This window comes from Luteibacter sp. 3190 (assembly GCF_031456385.1).
GTDB lineage: Bacteria > Pseudomonadota > Gammaproteobacteria > Xanthomonadales > Rhodanobacteraceae > Luteibacter.
In genome coordinates this window covers 304,137-320,695 of sequence record NZ_JAVDUO010000004.1, presented here as the reverse complement: position 1 = coordinate 320,695, position 16,559 = coordinate 304,137, and the positions used below count along the sequence as shown (strand labels likewise).

The 16,559-nt window shown below is 68.7% G+C and carries 14 protein-coding genes; 7 read left to right on the top strand and 7 right to left on the bottom strand.

Going from position 1 to position 16,559, the window contains the following annotated elements; all coding sequences use genetic code 11:
• Positions 1-26: 26 nt before the first annotated feature.
• The 4 genes from recG to rpoZ form a co-directional block, all read right to left on the bottom strand.
• Positions 27-2,132 (bottom strand): ATP-dependent DNA helicase RecG, encoded by a 2,106-nt coding sequence (gene recG / locus J2X58_RS17070; RefSeq protein ID WP_090057827.1) that lies wholly within the window; start codon positions 2,130-2,132, stop codon positions 27-29.
• A 29-nt stretch (positions 2,133-2,161) separates the two neighbouring features.
• Positions 2,162-2,545: a RidA family protein gene (locus J2X58_RS17065; RefSeq protein WP_090057232.1), complete on the bottom strand. Its 384-nt coding sequence runs from the start codon at positions 2,543-2,545 to the stop codon at positions 2,162-2,164.
• A 36-nt stretch (positions 2,546-2,581) separates the two neighbouring features.
• Positions 2,582-4,762, bottom strand: coding sequence for a bifunctional (p)ppGpp synthetase/guanosine-3',5'-bis(diphosphate) 3'-pyrophosphohydrolase (locus tag J2X58_RS17060; RefSeq protein WP_090057234.1), 2,181 nt, complete (start codon positions 4,760-4,762; stop codon positions 2,582-2,584).
• Between the two features lie 111 nt (positions 4,763-4,873).
• A complete protein-coding gene (gene rpoZ, locus J2X58_RS17055) occupies positions 4,874-5,164 on the bottom strand; it encodes a DNA-directed RNA polymerase subunit omega (RefSeq protein WP_090057237.1) in 291 nt (96 codons plus the stop codon).
• 176 nt (positions 5,165-5,340) lie between these two features.
• Here rpoZ and J2X58_RS17050 point away from each other — a divergent pair, with 176 nt between their 5' ends.
• Positions 5,341-6,177: a VacJ family lipoprotein gene (locus J2X58_RS17050; protein WP_090057239.1), complete on the top strand. Its 837-nt coding sequence runs from the start codon at positions 5,341-5,343 to the stop codon at positions 6,175-6,177.
• A gap of 47 nt (positions 6,178-6,224) precedes the next feature.
• Here J2X58_RS17050 and prmA read toward each other — a convergent pair whose 3' ends face one another.
• Positions 6,225-7,124 carry a 50S ribosomal protein L11 methyltransferase gene (prmA, locus tag J2X58_RS17045; RefSeq protein ID WP_310049740.1) on the bottom strand — a complete coding sequence of 300 codons (900 nt, stop codon included), beginning with the start codon at positions 7,122-7,124 and terminating at the stop codon, positions 6,225-6,227.
• Between the two features lie 73 nt (positions 7,125-7,197).
• Between prmA and J2X58_RS17040 the strand changes: the two genes are divergently transcribed.
• The 3 genes from J2X58_RS17040 (at position 7,198) to purH (ending at position 10,161) form a co-directional block, all read left to right on the top strand.
• Positions 7,198-8,040 (top strand): zinc-ribbon and DUF3426 domain-containing protein, encoded by an 843-nt coding sequence (locus J2X58_RS17040; protein WP_310049738.1) that lies wholly within the window; start codon positions 7,198-7,200, stop codon positions 8,038-8,040.
• A 226-nt stretch (positions 8,041-8,266) separates the two neighbouring features.
• Complete coding sequence (locus tag J2X58_RS17035) at positions 8,267-8,500, top strand: helix-turn-helix domain-containing protein (protein ID WP_090057246.1); 234 nt, start codon at positions 8,267-8,269, stop codon at positions 8,498-8,500.
• A gap of 71 nt (positions 8,501-8,571) precedes the next feature.
• The gene (gene purH, locus J2X58_RS17030) at positions 8,572-10,161 is read left to right on the top strand and encodes a bifunctional phosphoribosylaminoimidazolecarboxamide formyltransferase/IMP cyclohydrolase (RefSeq protein ID WP_310049736.1); all 1,590 of its coding nucleotides are present in this window, start codon (positions 8,572-8,574) and stop codon (positions 10,159-10,161) included.
• A gap of 68 nt (positions 10,162-10,229) precedes the next feature.
• Here purH and J2X58_RS17025 read toward each other — a convergent pair whose 3' ends face one another.
• Positions 10,230-11,219: a bile acid:sodium symporter family protein gene (locus J2X58_RS17025; protein WP_310049734.1), complete on the bottom strand. Its 990-nt coding sequence runs from the start codon at positions 11,217-11,219 to the stop codon at positions 10,230-10,232.
• A 96-nt stretch (positions 11,220-11,315) separates the two neighbouring features.
• Between J2X58_RS17025 and J2X58_RS17020 the strand changes: the two genes are divergently transcribed.
• The gene (locus J2X58_RS17020; RefSeq protein WP_310049732.1) at positions 11,316-12,206 is read left to right on the top strand and encodes a LysR family transcriptional regulator; all 891 of its coding nucleotides are present in this window, start codon (positions 11,316-11,318) and stop codon (positions 12,204-12,206) included.
• A 45-nt stretch (positions 12,207-12,251) separates the two neighbouring features.
• On the top strand, positions 12,252-12,950 hold the full coding sequence (locus J2X58_RS17015) for a glutathione S-transferase (protein ID WP_310049731.1): 699 nt from the start codon (positions 12,252-12,254) through the stop codon (positions 12,948-12,950).
• A gap of 6 nt (positions 12,951-12,956) precedes the next feature.
• Here the strand turns inward: J2X58_RS17015 and J2X58_RS17010 are convergent, their stop codons facing one another.
• Positions 12,957-13,475: a DUF2782 domain-containing protein gene (locus J2X58_RS17010; protein WP_175472877.1), complete on the bottom strand. Its 519-nt coding sequence runs from the start codon at positions 13,473-13,475 to the stop codon at positions 12,957-12,959.
• A 94-nt stretch (positions 13,476-13,569) separates the two neighbouring features.
• Between J2X58_RS17010 and polA the strand changes: the two genes are divergently transcribed.
• A complete protein-coding gene (gene polA, locus J2X58_RS17005) occupies positions 13,570-16,296 on the top strand; it encodes a DNA polymerase I (RefSeq protein ID WP_310049728.1) in 2,727 nt (908 codons plus the stop codon).
• Positions 16,297-16,559: the final 263 nt, after the last annotated feature.

Sequence of the window (16,559 nt, the reverse complement as noted above, 5' to 3'; positions counted from 1 at the left end):
CAATGTCGCTGCCGCGGGATCGCCGATCAGGCGTCGACGTAGCGGGCGGCGTCGCCGACCCAGCGCGCGATGAGGCGTTCGCAACGATCCGGATGGTGTTTCATCATGGCCTCGGCCACGCGCTGCACGTCGGGCATCAGGTGCGCGTCGCGCGCGAGGTCGGCGATGCGGAACTGCAGCTGGCCCGTCTGGCGCGTGCCGAGCACTTCGCCCGGGCCGCGCAGTTCCAGATCCTTCTCCGCGATGCGGAACCCGTCGTTCGTCTCGCGCATCACCTGCAGGCGCTCCTTCGCCAGGCGCGACAGCGGCGTCTGGTAGAGCAGCACGCAGTTCGAGGCGACCGACCCGCGTCCCACGCGACCACGCAGCTGGTGCAGCTGCGCGAGGCCAAGGCGCTCGCTGTTCTCGATCACCATGAGGCTCGCGTTCGGTACGTCGACGCCCACCTCGATCACCGTCGTGGCGACGAGCACCGAGAGTTCGCCGGCCTTGAAGGCGTCCATCACGGCCTGCTTTTCCTTCGGCTTCATGCGGCCGTGGATCAGGCCGACCGCGAGGTCGGGCAACGCGGTGGTCAGCTCCGCATGCGCGACTTCGGCCGCCTGCGCGACGAGCTGTTCGGATTCCTCGATCAGCGTGCACACCCAGTAGACCTGCCGACCCTGCATGCACGCGGCATGGATGCGCTCCATCACGTCGTAGCGGCGCTCGCTGGAGATCGCGGAGGTCTGCACCGGCGTGCGACCCGGCGGCAGCTCGTCGATGGACGAGACGTCGAGGTCGGCGTAGGCGCTCATGGCCAGCGTGCGCGGAATCGGCGTCGCGGTGAGCACGAGCTGGTGCGGGATGAGTTCGCCCTCGGCGCCCTTGTCGCGCAGCGCGAGGCGCTGGTGCACGCCGAAGCGGTGCTGCTCGTCCACGATCACGAGGCCGAGCTTCGCGAACGCCACGCCCTCCTGCATCAGGGCGTGCGTACCGACGACGACGTGCGCGCTGCCATCGGCGGCATGCCCGAGCGCCGTCTTGCGCGCCCTGCCCTGCACCTTGCCGGCCAGCCATTCGACCTTGAGACCCAGCGGTTCCAGCCATGCGCGAAAATTGCGCAGGTGCTGCTCGGCCAGCAGCTCGGTCGGCGCCATCAGCGCCACCTGATAGCCGGCCTCCACCGCCGCCACCGCGGCGAGCGCGGCCACGACGGTCTTTCCGCTGCCGACGTCGCCCTGCACGAGACGGAGCATCGGGTGCGCGCGCACGAGATCGCGTGCGACCTCCTGCGACACGCGAGACTGCGCCGCCGTGAGCGCGAACGGGAGCCCGGCGAGCAGGCGATTGCGCAAGGCACCGGCGCTCTTCAGCGCGGGCGCCTTGCGCTTCTTCACCGCGGCGCGCATGCGTCGCAGCGTGAGGTGCTGCGTCAGGAGTTCTTCGAACGCGAGGCGTTTCTGCGCGGGATGCGCGCCTTCGCCGAGCTGGCGCAGGTCGACTTCCGGCGGCGGACGATGCACGTAGAGCAGGGCATCGCGCAGCGACGTCATGCCCGGCGGCAGGCCCGCGTCGTCGGGAATGAGTTCCAGCCGATCGTCGGCGGGCAGATGGGTCAGTGCGCGCGACACGACGCCCGCGAGGCGTCGCGGCCCGAGCCCTTCCGTCGTCGGATAGACCGGCGTGAGCCGCTCGTCGACCACCACGGGATCGTCCGGTTCGATCCGCTGGTATTGCGGATGCACCATCTCCAGACCCTGCGGGCCCTGGCGCACTTCGCCGAAGCAGAGCAGGCGCGCGCCCTTGGGCAACTGGTCGACCTGCGACTTGCGGAAGTGGAAGAACCGCAGCAGGAGCGCCCTGCCCGATTCGTCGCCGACGATCACCTTCAGCTGCGGGCGGAAGCGGAAGCCGCGCTCCACGAAGTCCACGGTACCTTCGACCTGCGCGCGGTCGCCCGGGCGCAGGTCGCCGATCGGCACCACGCGGGTGCGATCCTCGTAACGCAACGGCAGGTGGAACCAGAGATCCTGCACGGTGCGCAGGCCCAGCCTGCCGAGCGTTTCGGCGAGCGCGGGACCGACGCCCCCGAGCGTCGTCAGGGGCGCATGGGCCGCGTCCGCGGGTGGCGCGGCGGTGGTCGGGGCCAGGCTGCGGGGCACGGCGATCGCTGGCGGACTCAGGGCAGGACGAGGATCGCGTCGACTTCGACGTTCGCGCCCTTCGGCAGGGCGGAGACTTCGATCGTCGACCGCGCCGGGTACGGCTGCTGGAAGTACTCGGCCATCACGGCGTTCACCGCGGCGAAGTCGCCGAGGTCGGTGACGTAGATGCCCACGCGCACGATGTCGGACAGCTTGCCGCCGGCCGCTTCGGCGACGGCGGTCAGGTTGTCGAAGACACGGCGGGTCTGCGCCGTGATGTCGCCTTCGACGAGGTTGCCCGTCGCCGGATCGAGCGGAATCTGGCCCGAGAAGTACACGGTGTTGCCGGCGCGCACGGCCTGCGAGTACGGGCCGATGGCCGAAGGCGCCTTGTCGGTGGCGATGATGCTGCGGGTCATGTGACGTCCTCGATGGGGTATCGGGACAGTCTATCGTCAGAGGGGGTGGCGATACACGCCGCTGACGACACCCGTGCGGCGCACGCGGCGCATGACGTCCGCGAGGTGCTTGCGGTCCTTCACCTCGATGGCGAAGAGCAGCGTCGCGGCCGTGCTGTCGCGCTCGATGTACTCGACGTTCTCGATGTTCGAGCCGGCGTCGGCGATCGCCGCCGCGACCGTGGCGAGCACGCCCGGACGGTTGAGCACCTCGATGCGCAGTTCGGCGCGGTAGTCGCCCGACACGTCGCGATCCCATTCGATGGCGACGATGCGCTCCGGCGTCTTGCGGAACTCGGCGACGTTCGGGCACTCCACGCGGTGGACCACGATGCCCTTGCCCGACGAGAGGAAACCGACGATCTCGTCGCCCGGCAGCGGGTGGCAGCAGTTGCCGAAGCTGAGGACGCCACGCTCCGCACCGCTGATGCGGATCTTCTCCGCCGCGTGCTCGGCATGCGCGTGGGGTTCGTCCTCGCGGGGACCGAGCAGCCCCATCAGCTGCGTCGCGACCTGATCGGCGAAGCGGTTGCCCAGCGCGATCTCCGAGAGCAATTCTTCGAGCCGCTTGAGCTTGGCCTCGTCGAGGAAACGGTCGAGCACGCCGGCGGGGATCGAGTCGAGGCTCGTGCCACGCGCGTCGAGCGCGCGATCGAGCATGCGATGACCGAAATCGACGGCGTCCTCGTGCTGGAGGTGCTTGAGGTACTGGCGAATCGCGGTGCGCGCCTTGCCGGTGACCACGGCCTCGAGCCATGCCGGGTTCGGCACGGCCGACGGCGCGGTGATGATCTCCACCTGCTGCCCGGAGACGAGGCGCGTGCGCAGCGGCACGAGTTTCTTGTCGACGCGCGCGGCGACCGCGTGGTCGCCGACGTCGGTGTGCACGGCGTAGGCGAAGTCGAGCGCCGTGGCGTTGCGCGGCAGCGAGAAGATGTCGCCGCGCGGCGTGAACAGATAGACCTCGTCCGGGAAGAGGTCGATCTTCACCGCCTCGAGGAACTCCGACGCCGAGGGCGTGTTGGCCTGGCTGTCGGCCAGCGCGGAGAGCCATTCGCGGGCGCGCGCCTGCGCGCTGTTCGCGGGGCCCGAATCGCTCTTGTACGCCCAGTGCGCCGCGACGCCGCGCTCCGCGACGGATTCCATCTCCGAGGTACGGATCTGGATCTCGATCGGCGCGCCGAACGGCCCGAGCAGCACGGTGTGCAACGACTGGTAGCCATTGCCCTTGGGAATGGCGATGAAATCCTTGAAGCGGCCGTCGACCGGCTTGTACAGGCCGTGCACGGCGCCGAGCGCCATGTAGCAGTGCATGGCGGAATCGGTGATGACCCGGAAGCCGTAGACGTCCATCAGCTGCGCGAACGACTTGTGCTCGCTGCGCATCTTCGAATAGATGCTCCAGGCCGACTTGATGCGGCTGACGGCGCGGCCGGGGATCTTCTCCGCGGCGAGGCGGCCCTCGAGCGCCATCTCGATCTTGGCCATCGCTTCGCGGCGATTGCCGAGCGCGGCGCGGATGCGCTCGCCGATGATGCGGTGGCGGTCCGGATACAGCGCCTTGAAGCCGAGGTCCTGCAGCTCGGCCTTGAACTTGTTCATGCCGAGGCGCTGCGCGATCGGCGCGTAGATCTCGAGCGTTTCGCGCGCGATGCGGCGGCGCGAGTCGGAATCCTTCGCGCCGAGCGTGCGCATGTTGTGCAGGCGGTCGGAGAGCTTGATCAGGATGACGCGCAGATCGCGCGCCATCGCCAGGAGCATCTTGCGGAAGCTCTCGGCGTCGGCCTCGGCGCGACTGGAAAAGCGCATCTTGTCGAGCTTGGTGACGCCGTCGACCAGCTCGGCCACCGTCTCGCCGAACTCGCCGGCGAGTTCCGGCCGTTCGAGGCGGGTGTCCTCGAGGGTGTCGTGCAGGATCGCCGCGATGATCGTCTCGGCGTCGAGGCCGAGGTCCGCGAGCACCTGCGCCACCGCGACCGGATGCGTGATGTACGGCTCGCCGGACTTGCGCGTCTGGCCTTCGTGCGCCGCCGCGCCGACGAGGAACGCGCGGCGGATGCGCATCACCTGATCGTGCGGCAGATACGCGCCCACGCGCTCTTCCAGCGCCTGCACATACGGAGGCACCGGTCCGTCATCGACCACGTCGGTCAGCTTTTTCGCAGGGATGACTTCCATGGAAGGATCGATCGCCTCAGAGGGCGACGCCTCCCGCGCGCGGCTTCAGCGGCCGCGCATCAACGTGCGCGGAATACGGATGAATGCAGGGCCGACAGCGACCCGGCGTCATCAGTCATCTCCACCCTTCGAGAGGTCGTCGTCCACTTCGGTGGCGGCCCACTCGAGGGCTTCACGCTCGGCGCGTTCACGCGCGGCGCGGTCGATTTCGTCGATCATGTCGTCGTTGACGCGACGCGCGGCGATCTCGCGCAGGGCGAGCACGGTGGGCTTGTCGTTGTTCGGATCGAGCGTCGGCTCGGCGCCCTTGGACAGCTGACGGGCGCGCTTGGTCGCCATGAGCACGAGCTCGAAGCGGTTGTCGACTACCTCGAGGCAGTCCTGGACGGTAATACGGGCCATTTCAAATCCTTGACAATAAAGACACTTCTGACCGTGCAGTTTACCGGTCCGGCCCGTTGGCTGGCAATCGGGGTAGGGGTATCATGCGCGGTTCTGACCAGGACGGACGGCTTTTAGTGCAAATAATAAAACCGCGCGGTACACTAAACCACCGCCCCACCCCTAAAGCCCCAGCGATGCGCCCCACGACCCCGCACCGGATTGCCCGGACCGCCCGCACCCTCCTCGGCCTCGTGGCCGTCGCGCTGCTCGCGGCCTGTCACGTCGCCCCGCCACGCACCGACGACCCGAACGAGAAGTTCAACCGCAAGGTGTACGCGTTCAACGACAAGCTCGACAAGGCGGTCATCCGCCCGGTCGCGGTCGGCTACCGGAAGGTCACGAACCCGCCGGTGCGCACGGCGATCAGCGACTTCTACACCAACATCCGCCTGCCGATTACGGTCGCCAACGACCTGCTCCAGTTCCGTCCGAAGCAGGCGCTGCAGACGACTGGCCGCTTCGTGGTGAACCTGACGATCGGCTTCCTCGGCTTCAAGGATCCCGCCAGCCTGCTGGGCATCCCGCTGGAAGACAACGACTTCGGCGTGACGCTGGCGCGCTGGGGCGTGCCCGAGGGCGACTACCTCGTGCTGCCGTTCGTCGGCCCGACCACGGTCCGCGACGTCTGGCGCCTGCCGGTCGACAGCTACTTCTTCGACCCGCTCAGCTATTACAGCCGCAACCACGACTTCAAGTACGGCCAGCAGTACGTGCCGCAGCTGCTCTACCTCGTGACCCTGCGCTCGCGCGGCATCGACGCGGAGAGCTTCCTCGCCTCGGCCTACGACCCGTACGTCTTCGTGCGCGACGCCTACCGCCAGCAGCGCCTGTACAACATCTACTACGGCAACCCGCCGGCCTCGGCGATCGAGGAGATGCAGGGCCTGAACGACGACCAGGGCTTCGACCCGGACAAGCTCCTTCAGGAGCAGCACTCCTGGGAAAAGCAGAACGACCCCAAGGTCGAATGAAGAAAGGGCCCCTCGGGGCCCTTTCTTTTTGATGGCGTCCTGGCGATTCAGGCCTTGCGGCGGCCGCTGATGCGCACCCAGTCCTCCATCGTGCGCACGTCCAGGTCGTCGAACCACTCGGCGTAACGCACCAGCAGTTCCTCGTGCTGGCCCTGCAGGATGCCGGAGAGGGCGAACGGCGCGCCGGGCTTCACGGCCGCGGCGAACGTCGGGGCCAGTTCACCCAGCGGGCCCGCGAGGATGTTCGCGACGAGGACGTCGGCGGGCACGGCGGGAGCTTCGCCGGGGAGGTAGACCTGGAGGTCCGCGTCGACGCCGTTGCGCTCCGCGTTGTCGCGCGAGGCGAGCAGCGCCTGCGGATCGTTGTCGATGCCCACCGCCCGCGACGCGCCGAGCTTCAGCGCGGCGATGGCGAGGATGCCGGAGCCACAGCCGTAGTCCAGGACGGTCTTGCCGGCCAGCTGCTGGCCGTCGAGCCACTCGAGACACATCGCCGTCGTGGGATGGGTGCCGGTGCCGAACGCGAGGCCGGGATCGAGGCGCACGACGACGATGTCGCCCTCCACGGGTGGCTCGATGTTCCACGGATAGACCCACAGGCGCCGGCCGAACGGCATCGGCTTGAACTGGTCCATCCACGCGCGCTCCCAGTCCTGGTCGTCGACGACGCGCCAGACGATGTTGGCGGGCTCGATGAACGGCAGGTCGTCGGCGATCGCGGCGGTGAGGCCGCGCCGGTCGGCATCCGCGTCGAACAGCGCGTTGAGCACGATCTGGTTCCACAGCGGAATCTCGCCGACGCCCGGCTCGAAGATCGCTTCCTCGTCCGGCGTCTCGGCGTCGGCGTCCTGCAGCGTGATGGAAAGCGCGCCGAGGTCTTCGAGCGCGGTTTCGACGCGCGGCTGTTCGGCGGCACGGATCGTCAGGGAAAGTTCGAGCCAGGGCATGGACGGGACCATCGGGGAAGCGGGGCCTCATTCTAGCCGCGCAAGGACGCGGCGCGGCCGTTATGATCGGCCGATGTATACGCAGTGCCCCGAGTGCCTCACCGTCTACAAGCTGGAAGCCGAGCTGCTGGTGCCCGCCTGCGGCTGCCTGCGTTGCGGCCATTGCGAGACCGTCTTCAACGCGCTCGGGACGCTCGCCGGCCAGCTGCCTCCGGAGCCCTTCACGCGACTGGAGGAGCACGCGCTGGATCGCGAGCCGCCGCTCGCCGACGTGGCGGTGTTCCGGCCGCGGCCCGAGCCGGAGCCGGTGCCGGAGCCCTGGACGGACACGCCCGCCGACGCGGCGGAGGCCGTCACGAACGAACCGGTCGCGACGGAGGACGCGGTCGAGGAGGATTTCTCGCAGCTGACGTTCACACCACGCTTCGCGCGCGCGAAGCGACGCTCGTGGCGCACCGCCGCGTGGATCGCGACGTGCACGGTGCTGGTGCTCGGTCTCGGCGCGCAACTGGCCTGGGCGAAACGCGACGTGCTGATCGCCGACGCGACGGTGGGGCCGATGCTCGCGAGCGGTTGCGCGATGGTGGGCTGCCATCTTCCGCTCGTCGCGGCGCCGTCGCAATTGCGCCTGCTCGCGCGCGACGTCGAACAGCATCCGTCCGTCACCGACGGCCTGCTCATCACGGCGAGCGTGCGCAACGATGCGACGTTCGCCCAACCGTATCCCGTCGTCACGATCGCGCTCTCCGACGCCGAAGGCCATCGCCTGGCGATGCGCCGCTTCCAGCCCGAGGACTACGTGGGCGACGCCGGCACCCGTTCACGCGGCATGGCGGCGGGCGCCACCTCGGCGATGGTGTTCGAAGTGCAAGACCCGGGCCAGCGGGCCGTCGCTTTCGCCTTCAGCTTCGACTGAGCCGTTCGAAAAAATTTCTTTTTGCAAGTCTGCAATTCGCTCCCGGGGGCGAGTAGACTCGGTCCCCTTCGCGACTTCGCGACCGTCCGGAAGGACGTGTCCCGAGCGCACATCCAAGCGACCGAAACGAACACGAACCGACCGAGGCGCCCGCTTCGGCCTGCGAGAGGGGAATGCCTTGAACGCTGTGAGACTGACTGCTGTCGAGGCTGCCAACGAAACCTCCATGCAGAGTGCCCTCAGCGAATGCGTCAGCCGCACGGTCCGTCGCTACCTGGCCGACATCGGTGACACCGAGTTCGGCGAAGGCCTGCATGCCCTCGTGATCCGTGAAGTCGAAGGTCCCCTGCTGCGCGAAGTGCTCGCCTTCCACGAAGGCAACCAGAGCCGCGCCGCCGTGGCGCTCGGCATCAACCGCGCCACCCTGCGCAAGAAGCTCGCCGCGCACGGCATTTCCTGATCCGTCCACCCGCCGGGCCGCGCGGACGTTCGGGCGGCTATAATGGCGCGCTTTCCTCCCCGGAAGTGCCCATGTCCACGCCCGATCTCGTTCCCGTCCGCCGTGCGCTCGTCAGCGTGTCCGACAAGCAGGGCCTGACGGAACTCGCCCGTCGCCTCGTCGCCGCGAACGTCGACATCCTCTCCACCGGTGGCTCAGCGAAGGCGCTGCGCGACGCGGGCATCCCCGTGCGCGACGTCGGCGACCTCACCGGCTTTCCCGAGATCATGGCCGGCCGCGTGAAGACGCTGCACCCGCGCGTGCATGGCGGCCTGCTCGGCCGCCGCGGTACCGACGACGCCGTCATGGCCGAACACGGCATCCTGCCGATCGACCTGCTGGTGCTGAACCTCTATCCGTTCGAGCGCACCGTCGCCGATCCGGCGTGCACGCTGGAAGACGCCATCGAGAACATCGACATCGGCGGCCCCGCGATGCTTCGCGCGGCGGCGAAGAACTGGAACGACGTCGGCGTGCTCACGGATCCCGCGCAGTACGACGAGGCGCTCGCCGAGATCGAAGGCAACGGCGGCCTGACCCGCGCGACGCGCTTCCGTCTTTCCGTCGCGGCGTTCAATCGCGTGTCGAACTACGACGGCGCGATCAGCGACTATCTCTCGGGCGTCACGCTCGACGAGACCCACACGAAGATCGCGGGCCGCAACGAATTCCCTGAGCAGTCGAACGGCCGCTTCGTGAAGGTGATGGACCTGCGCTACGGCGAGAATCCGCACCAGGCCGGCGCGTTCTACCGCGATCTGTATCCCGCGCCGGGCACGCTCGCGACGTTCCGCCAGCTGCAGGGCAAGGAACTCTCGTTCAACAACATCGCCGACGCGGATGCCGCGTGGGAATGCGTGCGCCAGTTCGACGCCCCCGCCTGCGTGATCGTGAAGCACGCCAATCCGTGCGGCGTCGCCGTCGCGACGGACCCGCTGGCCGCCTATGAACTCGCCTATGCGACCGATCCGACGTCGGCGTTCGGCGGCATCATCGCGTTCAACCGCCCGCTCGACGCCGAGACGGCGCGCACGATCCTGAAACGCCAGTTCGTCGAGGTGCTGATCGCCCCGCAGGTCGACGCCGGCGCCGTGGAGGAAGCGGCGAAGAAGGCGAACGTCCGCGTGCTGGAGATTCCGCCGGGCGACGGCCGCAACACCCACGACGTGAAGCGCGTCGGCTCGGGCCTGCTGGTACAGACGGCCGACCATCGCCAGGTGCGGCGCGACGAGCTCAAGGTCGTCAGCAAGCGCCAGCCGACGACGGCCGAGCTCGACGACCTGCTGTTCGCCTGGCGCGTGGCGAAGATGGTCAAGTCCAACGCGATCGTCTACGCGAAGGACAACCGCACGATCGGTATCGGCGCGGGCCAGATGAGCCGCGTCGTCAGTGCGAAGATCGCGGGCCTCAAGGCCGAGGAAGCCGGGCTCGTGGTGCCGGGCAGCGCGATGGCCTCCGATGCGTTCTTCCCGTTCCGCGACGGCATCGACGCCGCCGCCGCGGCGGGCATCCGCGCCGTGATCCAGCCGGGCGGCTCGATGCGCGACAGCGAGGTGATCGCCGCGGCCGACGAGCACGACATGGCGATGGTGTTCACGGGCGTGCGGCACTTCCGCCACTGAGGCGATCCCGGATCGCCGATGCGATCGGCTCCCACCCTTCGGCAGGCACGTCGCTGCCGAAGGGCGACTCAGCGCACGGCGGCCTTCAGGTGCGTCCCTTCCTCGCGGCGCAACGCGTAACGTCGCGCCAGCACCGCGCAGGTCATCAGCTGGATCTGGTGGAACAGCATGATCGGCAGCACGATCAGGCCCAGCGGATGGCCGGCGAAGAGCACCTTCGCCATCGGCACGCCCGAGGCGAGGCTCTTCTTCGAGCCGCAGAAGACGATCGCGATCTCGTCCTCCTTCGAAAAGCCGAGCGCGCGCGAACCGTAGCGGGTGATCAGCAGCGCGCAGGCCAGGAGCACCGCGTTGACCACGATCAGCCCGGCGAGGACGGGCATGGGCAACTGATGCCACAGACCCTGCAGCACCGCCGCGCTGAACGCGGTGTACACCACCAGCAGGATCGAACCGCGATCGACATACGTGAGCAGCGCGGCATGGCGCGTCACCCAGCCGCCGATCCAGCGCTGCGCCACCTGACCCGCGACGAACGGGACGAACAGCTGCAGCACGATGGCGCCGATCGAATCCCACGAGAGGGCGCCCTGCCCCGAACCCGCGATCAGCACGCCCACCAGCAGCGGCGTGATGAAGATGCCCAGCATGCTCGACGCCGACGCGGACACGATCGCCGCGGGTACGTTGCCGCGCGCGATCGACGTGAAAGCGATGGACGACTGCACGGTGGACGGCAGCGTGCACAGGAACAGGATGCCGAGGTAGAGATCGGGCGACACGAGCGGCGCCAGCACGGGCTTCAGCAGCAGGCCGAGCAGCGGGAACAGCACGAACGTGCTGGCGAGCACCGTGAGGTGGAGCCGCCAGTTCGTCATGCCGGCCACCACCGCGGCGCGCGACAGCTTCGCGCCATGCAGGAAGAACAGCAGCGCGATCGCGAGGTCCGTGACGACGCCGAAGACGCTGGCGACCGCCCCTCGGCACGGGAGAACGCTGGCGAGCAGCACCGTCGCGATCAGCGACAGGGTGAATCCATCGGGCAGGAAGCGGCGCATGGCGGCGTGTCGGTCGGCGCGGGAGTGGAGCCTATTGCAACGCCGGGCGATCCATAAGGCAAATCGTTTTATCTGATTCGGTGATAGATTTACGGCATGAATGTCTCGATGCGCCAGCTTCGCGCCTTCCTCGCCGTGGCGGGCCATCGCCATTTCCGCCGGGCCGCGGACGCCCTGCATCTCACGCAGCCCGCGGTGAGCCGGCTCATCGCCGATCTCGAAGCCGAACTCGACGTGCGGCTGTTCGACCGCAGCACGCGCGAGGTGGTGCCGACGGAAGCGGGCCGCTACCTCGAACAGGCGCTGTCGCGCGTGCTCGACGAGCTGGACGGCGTGCTCGCGCACGCCCGGGCGCTGGCGGATCCGCTCCGGGGCCGGGTGCGCATCGCGGCCGTGCCGACCCTTTCCGCCGCGCTCGTCCCGCTGGGCATCGCGCGCTGCGCGAAGGACCATCCTTCGCTGGAGATCCTGCTGCGCGATCAGACGCAGGCGCAGGTGCTCGACGCGGTGCGGGGCGGCGAGGTCGATTTCGGCCTCAGCGTCGAACCGGCCACCGCGGAGGAGTTCGATACGGAGACGATCCTTCGCGATCCTTTCCGCTTCGTCTGTCGCGAGGATCACCCGCTGGCGTCGAGAAGCGCCGTGGCGTGGAAGGCGCTGGCGCACGAAGACCTCGTGCTGCTCGACCACGCCTCCGGCAGCCGCCGCCTGATCGACACCGCCTTCGCATCGCGCGGCATACCGGTGAACGTGACCCTGGAGGTCGGCCATCCGCACACGGCGTTCCGCATGGTCGAGGCCGGGCTCGGAGTCACGGTCACGCCCGCGCTCTCGCTGGACGCGATGCGGCCGGGGCTGGTCGCGCTGCGCCTCAACCCCGAGGTGCATCGCGAGGTGACGCTCGTTCGCCGGCGGGCGCGTTCGCTGTCGCCGCCCGCCCAGACGGCGTGGGACACCTTCCGGGACGCCGCGCTCACGCTGGCTTGAGCGACTGCGCGGCATCGTCCGGTTTTGACCCGACGGAGGATCGCGATGGCGTACCAGCTCTATTACTGGACGGGCCTGCAGGGACGCGGCGAGTTCGTCCGCCTGTGCCTCGAGGACGCCGCGGCGCCGTACGTCGACGTGGCGCGCGAGCAAGGCGACGACGCCATCATGCCGTTCCTCGACGGCGAGCACGCGGGCGCCCTGCCCTTCGCGCCGCCGTTCCTGAAGTCCGGCCGGCTGGTGATCGCGCAGGTGGCGAACATCCTGCATTACCTCGGACCCAGGCACGGCCTGGTACCCGAAGGCGAGGCGGCCGCGCTGTACGCGCACCAACTGGAACTGACGATCACGGACTTCGTCGCGGAGGTGCACGACTCGCATCATCCGGTATCGTCGTCCGAGTATTACGAGGACCAGCGCGACGAGGCGAAGCGGCGCGCGAAGGATTTCCGCGAGAACCGCGTGCCGAAGTTTCTGGCCTATTTCGAGAAGACGATCGACCGCGGCGGCGGCCGCTTCCCGCTACGCCAGCATTCCTATGTCGACCTGTCGCTGTTCCAGGTGATGGCCGGCCTCGACTACGCGTTCCCGAAGGCGATGGCCCGGCAGAAGGTGCCGCTGCTGCGCGACCTCGCGAAGCGCGTCGCCGACCGGCCGAACGTCGCCGCCTACCTCGCTTCGGAACGGCGGATCCCGTTCAACACGAACGGGATCTTCCGGCATTACCCGGAGCTCGACGGGTAACGCCACTCAGTTGGAATCGACCGGCTTCGGCGCGTTGCCCCACTCGTACACCTTGTACTCTGTGGGGCGGACGCCGTTCTGCATCGTGCCGCGGAGCGTGCGGTTGCCCGCGTCGTCGACGTCGTAGTACTGCGGGATGCCGTTCTTCGGGACGACGACCACCTGGTAGAGCTTGCCGTTCTGGCGGAACTCCTGAATCTTGTTCTCGCCCTCCTGCTTCTCCACGATCTCCGGCACGCCGTCCGAACCCAGGTCCGGCAGGTTGGCGGCGGAGACCTTCGAGCCCTGCGCGTCCGACGTGGCCGGCGTGGACTTGTACTGGTCGGCGTCCTGAGCCTGGTCGTAGGGCACGGGACGGGGGACCGGCTTCTGCCCCGAGCGGTCCGGCTCGCCCGGCTGATGGCCCGGATCGTTGAGCGCCGGCGGCGGCAGGGCCTTCAGCTTGGGATCCGTGGCGTTCTGGGCGGCGGCGGGGAGCGCCAGGGCCAGGGCAAGCGCGGCGACGAGAGCGTGCGAGCGGTTCATGGAGGGTCTCCGTACGGGGAGTCGAGGATAGCAATTCCGGCGCCCGCGGCGGCGTGAACGGACGCCCCACGCGGGGCCGTGAGAGAATCCGGGGATGCCTACGCTCACGCTCATCGACGGGTCCTCGTACCTGTACCGCGCGTTCCACGCGCTGCCTCCCCTGACCAACACCTTCGGCGAGCCCACGGGCGCGCTGTTCGGCATCGTCAACATGCTGCGCACGACGATGAAGGCCGGGTCCGACTACGTGGCCTTCGTCTGCGACGCGCCGGGCCGCACGTTCCGCGACGACCTCTACGCCGACTACAAGGCGAACCGGCCGTCCATGCCCGACGACCTGCGCGCGCAGATCGAACCGATGATGAAGATCGTCGGCGCGCTGGGCTTCCCGATCCTCTGCGTGCCGGGCGTCGAAGCCGACGACGTGATCGGCACGCTGGCCGTGCAGGCCGCCGCGCAAGGCATCGACACGATCATCTCCACCGGCGACAAGGACTTCGCCCAGCTCGTCGGCGCGCACATCGTGCTGATCAACACGATGTCGAACACGACGATGGACATCGACGGCGTGATCGAGAAATTCGGCGTGCGCCCCGAGCAGATCGTCGACTACCTCACGCTGATGGGCGACAGCATCGACAACGTGCCCGGCGTGGAGAAGTGCGGCCCGAAGACCGCGGCCAAGTGGCTCGGCGAGTACGGCACGCTCGATGCCCTGTTCGCGAACGCGGACAAGATCGGCGGCAAGATCGGCGAGAACCTGCGCGCCGCGATGCCGCGCCTGCCCCTGTCCCGCGAACTGGTCACGATCCGTACCGACGTGCCGCTCGAGCAGGGGCCGACCGACCTGGCGATGCGCGAGCGCGACGTCGAGGCGCTGCGCGAGCTCTACGCCCGCTACGACTTCAAGGCGGCGTTGAAGGAACTGGAAGCCGGCGGCGATGCCGCCGCACCGGCTCCCGCCGCGGCAACCCCGGCGTCCCCCGCCCCGGTGGTCGACGCCGCGCTTTCCGTGGACGGCGAGTACGAGCTCGTCGTCACGGAGGCCGCGCTCGCGACGTGGCTCGAGAAGCTCGAGACCGCGCCCCTGATCGCCTTCGACACCGAAACGACGAGCATCGACGCGATGCGCGCCGACATCGTGGGCCTTTCGCTCGCGGTGGAGCCGGGCAAGGCGGCGTACGTGCCGCTCACGCACGATTACCCCGGCGCGCCGCAGCAGCTGTCGACGGAGCACGTGCTGGGCGCGCTGAAGCCGATCCTCGAGGACGCCACGCGGCCCAAGGTCGGCCAGCACGGCAAGTACGACATCAACGTGCTGTCGCACTACGGCATCGCGCTGCGCGGCCTGGCGCACGACACGATGCTGGAGTCGTATGTCTACAACGCCACGGCGACGCGCCACGACATGGATTCCCTCGCCTCGCGCTACCTCGGCTACACGACCGTCAAGTACGAGGAAGTGGCCGGCAAGGGGGCGAAGCAGATCCCGTTCTCGCACGTGGACTGCGACATCGCCTGCCGCTACGCCGCCGAGGATGCCGACATCACGCTGCGCCTGCACCAGGCGCTCTGGGCGAAGCTCGAAGCGGAGCCTTCGCTGCGCAGCGTGTACACGGACATCGAGATCCCGCTCGTGCCGGTGCTGGCGAAGATGGAGCGCACGGGCGTCCTGATCGACGCGGACAACCTGCGCATGCAGAGCCAGCAGCTCGGCAAGCGCATGGTCGAACTGCAACAGCAGGCGTACGCGTCCGCAGGCCACGAGTTCAACCTCGACTCGCCGAAGCAGCTGCAGGCCGTGCTGTTCGACGAGCTCGGCCTCGCGGCGAAGATCAAGACGCCCACCGGCCAGCCCTCGACCAACGAGGAAGCGCTGGAGGCGATCGCCGATGCGCACGAACTGCCGCGGCTGATCCTCGAATACCGCGGTCTCGCCAAGCTGCGCTCCACGTACACCGACAAGCTCGCGGGCATCGTCAATCCGCGCACGGGCCGCGTGCACACGAGCTACCACCAGGGCGCCGTCGCGACGGGACGCATCAGCTCGTCCGACCCGAACCTGCAGAACATCCCCGTGCGCACCGAGGAAGGCCGGCGCATCCGCCAGGCGTTCGTCGCGCCCGACGGCTGGCGCATCGTCGCCGCCGACTACTCGCAGATCGAGCTGCGGATCATGGCCCACCTGTCGAACGACGAAGGCCTCGTGCGCGCGTTCCGCGAAGGCGGCGACGTGCACCGCGCCACGGCGGCGGAAGTCTTCGGCGTGACGCCCGACGAGGTCACGCCGAACCAGCGCCGCGCCGCGAAGGCGATCAACTTCGGCCTGATGTACGGCATGAGCGCGTTCGGCCTCGCGCGCCAGCTCGGCGTCGACCGCGGCGAGGCGTCCGATTACATGGGCCGCTACTTCTCGCGTTATCCCGGGGTGCGCGCCTTCATGGACGCCACCCGCGAACAGGCCCATCGCGATGGCTACGTCCAGACGCTGTTCGGCCGCCGGCTGTACCTGGAGAACCTCAAGTCGCGCAACCAGGCGCAACGCGCCGGCGCCGAGCGCGCGGCGATCAACGCGCCGATGCAGGGCACGGCGGCGGACATCATCAAGCGCGCGATGATCGCGGTGGCGGCGTGGATCGAGCCGCGCGACGACGTGCGCCTTCTGATGCAGGTGCACGACGAACTCGTCTTCGAGGTGCGCGAGGACGCCGTGGACGAGGTCCGCGCCGGTATCGAGAAACACATGACCGGCGCCGCCAGCCTGAGCGTGCCGCTGCAGGTCGACATCGGCGTGGGAGCCAACTGGGACGAGGCGCACTGAGACCTTCCGGCGTTAAATTTCCCTAAGGGCAAGCCATCGTCGGGTCCGCAAGCGTCTGAAAGCATTACCGATGAACGCCAACTGACTTTTTTCGGCCTGGCGTTGCAACTTTCCATGGCTCCGGCCGTCTAAAGCTTCGGACGCACGCAACGGCGTCCCATCGGTGGACTCCGCCTCCCTGGGGTCACCCTGCGGCCGGCACGATCTTCCCCTGGGTCATGTCGGTCACCGGCCCCGAGAGCTCCCCTGGCTCTCGGGGTTTT